The sequence below is a fragment of the Caballeronia udeis genome, assembly GCF_044909315.1.
In the GTDB taxonomy this organism is placed as follows: Bacteria; Pseudomonadota; Gammaproteobacteria; order Burkholderiales; family Burkholderiaceae; genus Caballeronia; species Caballeronia udeis_A.
In genome coordinates, this window is record NZ_JBIYEB010000015.1 from 204,906 (window position 1) to 215,224 (window position 10,319).

Annotated in this window: 8 protein-coding genes and 3 pseudogenes; 7 read left to right on the forward strand and 4 right to left on the reverse strand. The window is 58.0% G+C overall.

Translation table 11 applies throughout. The features are described 5' to 3' along the window. The first annotated feature begins 11 nt into the window (after positions 1 to 11). Together ABH944_RS24085 and ABH944_RS24090 are read left to right on the forward strand one after the other, a co-directional pair. Positions 12 to 248, forward strand: a complete 237-nt coding sequence (locus tag ABH944_RS24085; RefSeq protein ID WP_047847868.1) for a type II toxin-antitoxin system ParD family antitoxin — start codon at positions 12 to 14, stop codon at positions 246 to 248. After that, positions 245 to 583 carry a type II toxin-antitoxin system RelE/ParE family toxin gene (locus tag ABH944_RS24090; RefSeq protein WP_404609652.1) on the forward strand — a complete coding sequence of 113 codons (339 nt, stop codon included), beginning with the start codon at positions 245 to 247 and terminating at the stop codon, positions 581 to 583. The genes ABH944_RS24085 and ABH944_RS24090 overlap by 4 nt, the downstream gene beginning before the upstream one ends. 750 nt (positions 584 to 1,333) lie before the next feature. Here the strand turns inward: ABH944_RS24090 and ABH944_RS24095 are convergent. Both ABH944_RS24095 and ABH944_RS24100 read right to left on the reverse strand, forming a co-directional pair. Further along, positions 1,334 to 1,756 carry a PaaI family thioesterase gene (locus tag ABH944_RS24095; protein ID WP_404659517.1) on the reverse strand — a complete coding sequence of 141 codons (423 nt, stop codon included), beginning with the start codon at positions 1,754 to 1,756 and terminating at the stop codon, positions 1,334 to 1,336. 14 nt (positions 1,757 to 1,770) lie between these two features. After that, positions 1,771 to 2,580 carry an IclR family transcriptional regulator gene (locus ABH944_RS24100; RefSeq protein WP_200658276.1) on the reverse strand — a complete coding sequence of 270 codons (810 nt, stop codon included), beginning with the start codon at positions 2,578 to 2,580 and terminating at the stop codon, positions 1,771 to 1,773. Positions 2,581 to 2,691: 111 nt separating this feature from the next. Between ABH944_RS24100 and ABH944_RS24105 the strand changes: the two genes are divergently transcribed. From ABH944_RS24105 to ABH944_RS24125, 5 genes and pseudogenes are all read left to right on the forward strand, one after another. Then, a complete protein-coding gene (locus ABH944_RS24105) occupies positions 2,692 to 4,254 on the forward strand; it encodes an acetate--CoA ligase (RefSeq protein WP_404609650.1) in 1,563 nt (520 codons plus the stop codon). A gap of 18 nt (positions 4,255 to 4,272) precedes the next feature. Continuing rightward, positions 4,273 to 5,409, forward strand: coding sequence for an FAS1-like dehydratase domain-containing protein (locus tag ABH944_RS24110; RefSeq protein WP_200658274.1), 1,137 nt, complete (start codon positions 4,273 to 4,275; stop codon positions 5,407 to 5,409). A 58-nt stretch (positions 5,410 to 5,467) separates the two neighbouring features. Then, entirely contained in the window at positions 5,468 to 6,706 is a 1,239-nt protein-coding gene (locus ABH944_RS24115; protein WP_404609649.1) for a CaiB/BaiF CoA transferase family protein, read from the forward strand. A gap of 105 nt (positions 6,707 to 6,811) precedes the next feature. Next, positions 6,812 to 8,428, forward strand: a pseudogene (locus ABH944_RS24120) (MFS transporter); the annotation flags it as partial. A 262-nt stretch (positions 8,429 to 8,690) separates the two neighbouring features. Continuing rightward, positions 8,691 to 9,920: a porin gene (locus ABH944_RS24125; RefSeq protein WP_404609648.1), complete on the forward strand. Its 1,230-nt coding sequence runs from the start codon at positions 8,691 to 8,693 to the stop codon at positions 9,918 to 9,920. 133 nt (positions 9,921 to 10,053) lie between these two features. On the opposite strand, the pseudogene ABH944_RS24130 reads toward ABH944_RS24125, so the two are convergent. Both ABH944_RS24130 and ABH944_RS24135 read right to left on the reverse strand, forming a co-directional pair. Continuing rightward, positions 10,054 to 10,179: pseudogene (locus tag ABH944_RS24130) on the reverse strand (Crp/Fnr family transcriptional regulator); the annotation flags it as partial. A gap of 47 nt (positions 10,180 to 10,226) precedes the next feature. After that, a pseudogene (locus tag ABH944_RS24135) lies at positions 10,227 to 10,316 on the reverse strand (PAS domain-containing protein); the annotation flags it as partial. Positions 10,317 to 10,319 lie beyond the last annotated feature (3 nt).

The following is a 10,319-nucleotide window of genomic DNA, read 5'->3' on the forward strand; positions in this document are numbered from 1 at the left end:
AGAGTTGTTCCATGACGACTATGAACATTTCCCTACCGGATTCGCTGAAGGTCTACGTCGACGAACAGGTTGGCGAGGGCGGGTACGGCACGAGTAGCGAATACGTCCGCGAACTGATCCGAAAAGACCAAGATCGCAAGCGTCTGCGCGCAATAATCCTGCAGGGCGCAACGTCCGGCCTCGCCGCCCCTGTTGACGCCGACTACTTCGAATCGCTGCGCGCTCGCGTGCGTACTTCTCGCAAATGAGGGCTAAGCCCGTCATACCGACAAGGCTAGCCAGGCAGGACGTGGAGGACGAGGTGACGCACTACCTCGTAGACGAAGGCTCGGAGCAGGCTGCGCTCGGATTCATCGCGGAGATCGAGCAGGCTTACGAGCGTCTCTCCAAGCACCCGAACATCGGGTCTCTCCGTTACGCGTACGAGCTGGGTATCCCAGACCTGCGGTCGTGGCCACTGGATCGGTATCCGCACTTAATCTTCTATATTGAGCGCGAGGCTCATGTGGAAGTCTGGCGCGTGCTCAACGGCAAGCGTGATATTCCGGCTTGGCTGGAGAGCAACGACGATGAGACTCATTGACAGCCTCTGCACGACATCAGGTCCGTGAGGAGCATTCACGCACTTCCCCTTTTGCCGCCCCATCGTGCGCTGACATCGCGTCTAACCAGCAGCCCTCCCCGCCATGCGCAGACTGTCACCTCGCACCTTGGAGGCACCATATATCCGAATTTGTGCAGCGGCCCGCTGCACAAATTGATAACCCGCTCGTCTTAATACGCATAGGAATGCGAACTAAATTTCGATCATTTAGTTTATGTCAAATCAAATCAGTCGCGATCGCACGGCTCGTTGACCAACGGCTACGCGCATAGATCCGTTCGGCAGATTGACGCCTATCTGCATGTGCTGTGAACTCGGGCACCGCATCTCCGATCGCCGACCCCGTTTCGACAACGAGATTGTCTTCGACCAAGTGGGCAAGAGACCGGAAGGTAAGTTTCAGGCACAACACCGAGCCTTTGGTGTTGCCATTCGTAACGATGGTTCGGACTGGCCTCACCTCTAAATTAATTTTCCGGTGAGCAAACCTATCGATTGAGCATTTTGCGTCGTATCCGCAATGCCCGACCGTCGGCCAGACGGCGGCGGACCGTTCCACTTCGAGATTCCGCGCAATCTTGATGCCCGAATTTGTCCCTAAACGGGTGATGCCAGAATCCCCGCGTTTGAGGAAAATCTGTCTGACGACGTGCCATCCGCAAATCATTTCGACAAAGCCCGGGTCAAGCCGACGATGACCGACAGGAACTCCGGCACGCTGTTGCTATTTCAGTGACTAGAGACTGCCTGAAGAATTTTGAGCACTGCGTTACCGGTTGCCACGATGGTCATCGAAACCGTCAACTCACCGCGTGCGAAAACGATCTCCCGCGTTTTTTTCACCACCTCTGCCCGTGCTTCCACAAAAGCTCCCGCTTTGACGGCCGAGAGAAACTGCGCATCAAGCTGTATGGTGACGCACGGCAGGCGTCCCACCGCCTGCCATGAAGCAGTGCTAATCACCTGGTCAAGCAGCGTCGCCAGCATGCCTCCGTGAACGAGCCCGGCGGGATTCAAATGATCCTCCCCCGCGATGAGTCCAAATGCGAGAATGCCTTGTTCAGTCCGACTCCACAGCGGACCGATCAACCCGGTGAAGCCCTTTGGAGCGTGCCTGCGCCATCCCTGCTGCGCCAGCCGTTCGGCCGTCATACGTATGTCCATGATCACCGCACCGATACGACGGTCGACGCCAGTTCAGTCGACGCTTTACTGAGATCGTTCGCAAGCGCGCTCACCTGGGTTGCGCTCAGCTGGCTCATCAGTCCGACGGCGGCAAGACCAAACACCATCCGTTGCTTCGAGTCCAATACCGGCGTACCGACGACGGTTACGCCGGCGATGTAATTTCCCCGGTCGATGCCATAACCGTGCGTTCGGGTGGTGTCGACTTCTTTCATCCAGGCTTCGAATGTTGGCGGGTTCTGCCATCGCAGCGACTCGAAACCGCTTTTCAGTTCAGCAGGCGTGTAGTCGCCGAATGCGGCTACGCAGCGTCCTGTCGCGCTGATCAGGGCGGGAAAGCGGCTTCCCAGCTCGACATGCAGACTCACCGGTAACTCGGACACAGATAACGCCTTCACGACCATGTGCTTAAGGCCGCTCGGCTCGACGCCCATTGCAGTGACGCCATATCGCGAAGCCAGATCGTCCAGGTAAGGCTGCACGAGATCGCTGAAACCACCGCTCTTCAGTGCGCTTCGCGCGAGTGACAGCATGCCGGCGCCGACTGAGTAACGCTTGGTAGATGCGTCGATCTTGACGAGCTCCTCGTCGACCAATACCCGCAGGATGTGCAAACACGTACTGGGGACTAACTGCAGTTCGTCAGCGATCGCCTTGACGCCGAGCGGCGCCGCGCTGTTGCCAAGTAGCCGCAGGATCGCAATTGATCGTGTGACTGCCGGCACAGGGCGCACACGGGGGCCTGCTGTCTTCTTTTCATCGTTCTGTGCTGCCTTCCTGATGACTACCATCTTGCCTCCGTTTGTATATATACAAAACTACATGCTATTTGACAAAAAGACAAGCGACGCCTAAAGTGGGTTCAACGAAATGATCTAGAAAAAAAGCGGAGACACATCAAGATGACCAAACTGACGGCATACACGTCTTATGCCGATGCCCAGAAGCACTTCAGTGCGCAGAAACTGTGGGAACTCGTCGACGGCGAACCCCCGCTCCTGAACATCGGACACGAATGCATCGACAGACACGTAGACGGAGACCGGATTGCTGTCATCATCGCCCATGCCGATGGGCATGACGAAATTCTGAGCTTTCGCGAAATATCCGAAACCTCTTCGCGGGTGGCGCACTACCTGCATGCACAGGGTATACGTGCAGGGGACCGCATCGGCATCATGCTGGAACCTTCTCTCGCTTTTTATGCTTCATTATTCGGAGTCCTGAAGCTGGGCGCGATCGCGGTGCCGCTGTTTACGCTTTTCGGCCCCGACGGGCTTCAACTTCGCATTAAGGACTGCGAACCGCGGATCCTGATCACGAACGAGGCGAAAGCCGCCGTGGCGGCGACGGTACCCGAAGTCAGGACGGTGATCGCAAACGAGAATTGGCTCAACGAACTGGCGGTTTATCCGGCGCAATTCTCGACGGCGACGCATAGTGACGACCTGTCGATATTCCAGTACACCTCGGGCACGACACGCGAATTGCCTGACGCCGTTCGTCACACTCATCGGGCGTTGGTCATGGTCCTGCGCGCGGCGCTGTACGGGACCGGCGTGCGGCCAGGCGAGCGTTTCTTCTGCCCTTCGTCGCCGGCTTGGGGACACGGACTATGGCACGGGACGCTCGCGCCTCTCGCACTTGGCGCCACTATCGGTGCCTATGCTGGAAAATTCTCTGCCGAGCGCTTGCTGAAAGCACTGCATGAACATCGCTTCGTCAACATCTCCGCTGCCGCGACTCACTATCGGATGATCAAAAACTCCGGTGTCGCCGACCAATACACCTATGCAATCGAAAAACTGTCATTTACCGGCGAGCCGATCGATAGCGATACGACCGAGTTCGTGCGGCAGACCTTTGGCCGCGCGGTATGCAGCATGTACGGCACCACCGAGATTGGCGTAATCCTGGTCAGCTATCCGGGCGCATTTGATTTTCCGGTGAAGGCAGGCTCGCTCGGCAAGGCGGTTCCCGGCGTGCTCGTTGAAGTCCACGATGCAGAAGCGCGTCCGTGCGGGCCTGAAGTGACAGGCGAGCTGGCCGTCTGGCGGGGCAGCAAGTGGGTTCCGACAAAGGATCTCGGCCGGATCGACGAGGACGGTTATTTTTATCACCGTGGCCGTGCCGACGACGTGATCATTTCCGCAGGCTGGACGATCAGCGCGGTGGAGATCGAGGACGCAGTTCTGAAGCATCCTGATGTGCTCGAGGCTGCGGCCATCGGCGTAGCCGATACGCTACGCGGTCAGATCGTCAAGGCGTTCGTGGTTGCTGAGCGTCCTGGTGATGAAAACTTTACCAAGGAAATTCAGGATTCCGTAAGAAATTACCTGAGTCAGCATGAATATCCGCGGGAAGTAGCCTACGTTAGCGAACTCCCCAAGAATCCCGCGGGCAAAGTCAATCGAAAAGCATTGCGTGACCGCGAGCGGGCGGCCACGTCGGTAATTCCCAATTGATGTCACCAGGAGAAATGCATGGCCGAAGATCAGGTAATGTTCCCCAAGATCACCGAAAGCGGTCTTGAAGAGTTGAGCAAGCGAATAGGCGTGGAGGTGGGAGCAACGGCCGAGCCGTGGTGCTACGAGGCGACGCGCGACAACATCCGTCACTACGCGCACGGTATTGGCGACGACAATCCGCTTTGGTGCGACCCGGACTATGCGGCAAAGACCCGCCATGAGGGAATCATTGCGCTACCCAGTTTCCTTTTCACGACAAGTCGGATTGTTTCCGGATACGTCGGCGGTTTGCCTGGCGTTCATGCCATGTGGTCAGGCGCCGACTGGAACTGGCACAAGCCTGTAAAGCGCAACGACGTAATCAGGACCGAAGCCAAGCTGAAAGACTTGGTCGAACATGACACGCGCTTCGCCGGTCGTGCGATCCAGCAGACTTATCATGTCGATTTTTATAACCAGCATGGGGACCTTGTCGCCGATGCGGACAGCTGGTGTTTCCGGACGGAACGTGATCATGCGCGCGAGTTGGGCACGAAATACAGCGATGTCAAATCAAGACCGCCGCGCGTCTACACGGAAGAAGAGCTCTCAGCAGCCTACGAACTCTACCGGAGCGAGCAGGTTCGCGGCGCCGAGACCCGCTATTGGGAAGATGTCACTGAAGGCGAGGCGCTTCCCGTGATGTTCAAGGGACCCATGACAGTAACCGGATTCATTGCCTACGCCCAGGGCTGGGGCGGCCTGTATATCCGCGCCAATAAACTCGCCTGGCAACTGATCGACGCGCACCCGGGCGTTGGTATCAAGAACCGCTTCGGAATTCCGGATTGCCCGGAGCGCGTGCATTGGGAAGAGGATTTTGCGCTTCGCGTCGGCGCGCCGGGCGCATATGACTATGGTCCGGAACGCTGTTCGTGGCTGACCCACCACATGACAAACTGGATGGGCGACAACGGTTTCCTGCGCCGCGCGACTTGCAAGATTCGACGCCATAATCCTGCCGGCGACATGTTGTTCATCAAGGGCCACGTCAAGCGCAAGTTCATCGAGAACGGCCGCCATCTGGTCGAGATCGAACAAGAGGCCCGCAACCAGGATGACGAGCTTTCCGTGCTTGGCAGCGGCGTCGTCGAGTTGCCGAGCCGCGGCTAGCTCATCGAATTCGAGGGCCGAGCATAACAGCCCATTCGATCACAATCAGGAGACGCGAATGACCGAAGCACCAGGGGATCTGCATAACGACAGTACAGCCGCGCGCGGCGCCTTGTACGGTTTGAAGGTCCTCGATCTGTCCCGTGTACTCGCCGGCCCTCTAGCTGCCCAGATGCTTGCCGATCACGGTGCCGACGTTACCAAGATCGAACCGCCCCAGGGAGACGAGACCCGTGAACTGGGGCCGCCCTTCGTGCGCGAGAGTGCGGCCTACTTTGAAGGGTTGAACCGGAACAAGCGCGCGATGTCGCTCGATCTTGCTCATCCGGAGGGCCGCAAAGTCCTGTTGAAACTGCTTGTCGACGCCGACGTACTGGTGGAAAACTTTCTTCCCTGTACGATGAAAAAGTGGGGGCTGGATTATACCGACGTCTTGCAGAAACAGTTTCCCCGGCTCATCTACTGCCGTATTTCCGGCTTTGGCAACAGCGGGCCGCTCTCGTCGATGCCCGGCTACGATGCCGTGCTTCAGGCGTTCTGCGGGTTGATGAGTATCAACGGTCATCGCGAATCGGGGCCGACCAGAATTGGAATCCCGATTGTGGATACCGCGGTAGGCATGTCCTCAGTAATTGGAATCCTGTTGGCGGTGACGGAAAGAGCATGCTCGGGCATGGGCCAACTCGTCGACACATCTCTCTTCGAAACCGCCCTGAGCCTGCTGCATCCGCATACGGCCAATTGGTTCGCGTCCGGCAACACGCCGGTGCTCAGCGGCAACGCGCATCCCAACATCTGCCCCTACGATACATTTACCGCGGCGCGCGGCGAAGTCTTCATCGGCGTCGTCAACGACGGCCAGTTCCAGCGATTCTGCAATGTGATCGAGCGCGCGGATCTTGTCAGCAATCCCCGCTTTAACACCAACCGCGCGCGCGTCGAGAACCGGGCCGCGTTGCGCCTGGAGATCGAACCCGCGTTACGCGACATCGACGCCACGGATCTGTGCCGCAGGCTGACGGATGCGGGCGTATCCGCATCGCAGATCAATTCGGTTGCGGACGTGCTTCGACATCCCCACACGTTGGCACGCGAGATGGTCGTGGAGCTTGCCGGCTACAAGGGCATCGGCATACCGGTGAAGCTCTCGCGGACACCGGGTTCGGTACGCAAAGTCCCTCCTGCCTTCGCCGCCGATACTGAATCGGTGCTACGTGAAGCCGGCTACGACCGCGACGCCACCGACGCACTCATCGCGTCAGGCGTTACACCCAAACACAGACGCAAAAAGACCTGACGTACCCCGTCGCGCCAAGCGCATGTACCGTTGAATAACAAGGCTGCCCAACGCGGCAGCCGGAAGGAGACAGGCATGGCTAACAACGATAGCCGGGACGCACGCATGTCGCGTGGCGACCGGCGTGTTCTCATCGCGTCGTCCCTTGGCGCGGTGTTCGAGGCCTACGATTTTTATCTGGCCGGCTCTCTCGCGGTGATCATCAGCAAGCAGTTCTTCTCGGGCGTCAATCCTGGTGCAGCGTTTGTATTCACGCTTCTCAGTTTTGCCGCCGGCTTCGCCGTACGGCCGTTCGGGTCGGTCGTATTCGGCCGCATCGGCGATAAAATCGGCCGCAAATACACATTCCTGTTCACCATTTCAGTGATGGGGATCTCCACATTCCTCATAGGTCTGCTGCCGGGCTTCAATCAGATTGGCATTGCCGCTCCGATCATCTTCATTTTTCTCAGGCTGTTGCAGGGGCTCTCGCTTGGTGGCGAATACAGTGGCGCGGCCACCTATGTCGCCGAACATGCTCCCGCGGCGAAGCGCGGAGCATGGACCGCCTGGATACAAACGCCCGCAACGCTCAGCCTGTTGCTCTCACTCGTAGTCATCCTTGGAGCGCGCTACGTCCTAGGTGACGATGCCTTCACCGCCTGGGGCTGGCGCGTGCCGTTCCTGTTGTCCGCTGTCCTGCTCGCAGCCTCCGTATGGATCCGGCTGAAGCTTCACGAGTCGCCCGTGTTCACCCGCATGAAAAAGCAAAACAAGGGCTCCAGGGCGCCACTGAAAGAGGCGTTCGGTCAATGGCGAAATTTGCGGCTCTCCCTGATTGCGTTGTTCGGGCTTGTTGCCGGCCAGGCCGTCGTCCTTTATACAGGCCAGTTCTACGCGCTCTTCTTTCTGACTCAGACGCTCAAGGTCGACATCATGACCGCGAACATGCTGATTGGTATCGCATTGATCGCCTGTACGCCGTTTTTCATTCTATTTGGCGCGCTGTCGGACAGAGTCGGCCGCAAGCCCGTGATTATGGTCGGCTTGCTGATCGCCGCGTTCGCTTATTTCCCTCTGTTCAAGGGCCTCACGCACTACGTCAATCCCGCATTGGAGAGTGCGTTGGAGCGTTCGCCGATTTCGGTCGTCGCCAACCCGGCCGACTGCTCCTTTCAGTTCAATCCGACCGGTACGGCGCATTTCACGAACTCCTGCGACATCGCCAAACAGGCGCTTGCGAAGGCTGGTCTAAGCTACAGCAATGTTGCGGCCACCGACTCGTCGATAGCATTTGTTCGTGTCGGAACCGATAGCATCCCGGCCTATGTGGCAACCGGCCCGCAAGCGAAGCAAGAGGAGATCCGCTTTGCGGCTGCATTGACCGGCGCACTAACCAAAGCCGGCTACCCGCGCCGTGCCGATCCAGCACAAATCAACTGGGGCATGGCGCTACTTATTCTGATCTGTCTCGGTTTGCTCATCACCGCGACGTATGGCCCCGTGGCGGCTGTGCTCGCAGAGATGTTTCCTACCCGGATCCGCTACACCGCTGTCTCCCTGCCCTACAACATCGGCAACGGATGGTTTGGCGGCTTTCTGCCCGCCACCGCGTTTGCAATCGTGGCCGCCAGCGGCGACATCTATGCGGGCCTCTGGTATCCGGTCAGTATCATTGCGCTGACCTTTATCATTGGCATGGTTCTCTTGCCGGAAACGAAGGGCACCGATCTCGAAGCGGAGCCGGCATTCCAGCCTCCCGAGCCTGAAAATGAGCGATATCCATCTGTCCACTCCCCGCCCAAACCTGGAGGAGCCGATCCTGGATAAATACCGCTCTTGGCAGTTGCGATTGTTTTTACAATAATTAGTATTACTTATATAAAACCAGACATAGTCTCTTCGCACGCTGGGATTCGCGGGATTAACCCCCTGTCGAAAGGCCGTCCGCGATGGCGGGCCGGCTGTTGCCACGTCTGCAAGAAACCAAGACAGGAGTGAATAAATGAAAACGAGCGCTCTATTGATCGCAGTCGTGCCGGGCCTTCTTGCGTCCACAGGCGCCATCGCGCAATCTTCGGTCACGCTTTACGGAATCATTGATCAGGGTGTCAACTACATCAGCAATGCGCAATCGATCGATGCATCGGCTCATCGGGTAAGCCGAACTCAGTACACCACGAGCAGTACTGTCATGGCGGGCAATCAGTTGGGGTTCCGTGGAGTCGAGGATCTCGGTCAGGGATACAAGGCGCTCTTTACACTGGAAACCGGTTTCGACATCGGCACGGGCAAGTTTCAGGAAGGTGGCACGTTTTTCGGGCGGCAGGCGTTCGTGGGGCTCAGCGCACCGTTTGGAACGTTGACGCTTGGGCGGCAGTACGATTCAGTCGTCGATTTTCTTCGCCCATTGAGCGCTGCGGCAGCGGGGGGCGGCGGGACGTTTACGGCACATGGTAACGACATCGATAATTTCGCGGACACCTATCGCACCAACAATGCGATCAAATTCACGAGTACGTCGTATCACGGTTTCGTTGTAAGCGGCATGTACAGCTTCGGGGGTGTGGCAGGCTCGGTGTCGCGCAACAGCATCTATTCGTTCGGCGCGTCGTTCGCGAACGGTCCAGCCAAGGTCGCAGCTGCCTACCTTAAGGTTCGCGATCCGAATCAATCATTCTTCGGTGACAACCAACTCAGTTCGACGACGGCGAATAACCTCGGTGCCACCACGGGCGTTCAAGGCAATCCTGTCTATGGAGGCTTTGCATCGGCGAGTACCTACCAGGTAGTCGCGGTCGGCGGTCAGTATGGAACCAGTATGTTTTCTGTCGGCGCCAATTATTCCAACATCCGTTTTGGCTCCCTTGGCGATCCGGCCTCTGGAACGCTTTCACTAACGAACCCGTTTGGTTACAGCGGCAATGCAGTGTTCAACAGCTATGCCGCATACGTCCGCTATCTGGTGACGCCGGCGGTTATATTAACGGGCGCGTATGACTTTCTGACGGGTGGGGCAATCGATGGCAAGGCGCCTGCACACTACAACCAATTCAACGCAGCGCTCCACTATCTGCTATCGAAACGCACGGACATCTATTGCCTTGGCACCTACGTGATCGCAAGTGGCACCGACTCCACACGGCAGTCCTCAGTTGCGTCCATCCTGACGGTGACGCCATCGGATAGCGCACGGCAATTCATTTTGCGGTTCGGCATCATGCATTTCTTTTGAGCATTTGGCGCACTCTCGCCGCCGAGACGGGGACGTACCTGTTCCCAGTACAGAAAGGGCGACGGTCTCGTGCCGCGCGTCCGACTGATTCGCCGATACACACGACTAGAGCCCCTCAATAGCAAGACAACCCTCAGCAAACTTCCTCAGCCTGACGCACGCGCGGCAGCATCCGGTCGAACTCGCGCTTGACGATGCCGTAGCATTCGCACGCACGGGCTTCCAGACCGGCGCGATCGAGCACCTTGATACAACCACGGCCGCGCGTTCAACTTCGAGCGAGGCCACACCACGCGGCGGTTTACGGCCGAGCATTTCAGACTTGCTGAACCCGAAGACTCGCTCGGATTTTTCGTTCCAGCCAACGATCCTGTGGTTCATATCGGTGACTACCACCGG

Coding starts and splice junctions, on each gene's coding strand:
- ABH944_RS24110 (WP_200658274.1), top strand. CDS start 4,273: ATGGCCGAAGATCAGGTAATGTTCCCCAAGATCACCGAAAGCGGTCTT.
- ABH944_RS24125 (WP_404609648.1), top strand. CDS start 8,691: ATGAAAACGAGCGCTCTATTGATCGCAGTCGTGCCGGGCCTTCTTGCG.
- ABH944_RS24115 (WP_404609649.1), top strand. CDS start 5,468: ATGACCGAAGCACCAGGGGATCTGCATAACGACAGTACAGCCGCGCGC.
- ABH944_RS24100 (WP_200658276.1), bottom strand. CDS start 2,580: ATGGTAGTCATCAGGAAGGCAGCACAGAACGATGAAAAGAAGACAGCA.
- ABH944_RS24095 (WP_404659517.1), bottom strand. CDS start 1,756: ATGACGGCCGAACGGCTGGCGCAGCAGGGATGGCGCAGGCACGCTCCA.
- ABH944_RS24090 (WP_404609652.1), top strand. CDS start 245: ATGAGGGCTAAGCCCGTCATACCGACAAGGCTAGCCAGGCAGGACGTG.
- ABH944_RS24085 (WP_047847868.1), top strand. CDS start 12: ATGACGACTATGAACATTTCCCTACCGGATTCGCTGAAGGTCTACGTC.
- ABH944_RS24105 (WP_404609650.1), top strand. CDS start 2,692: ATGACCAAACTGACGGCATACACGTCTTATGCCGATGCCCAGAAGCAC.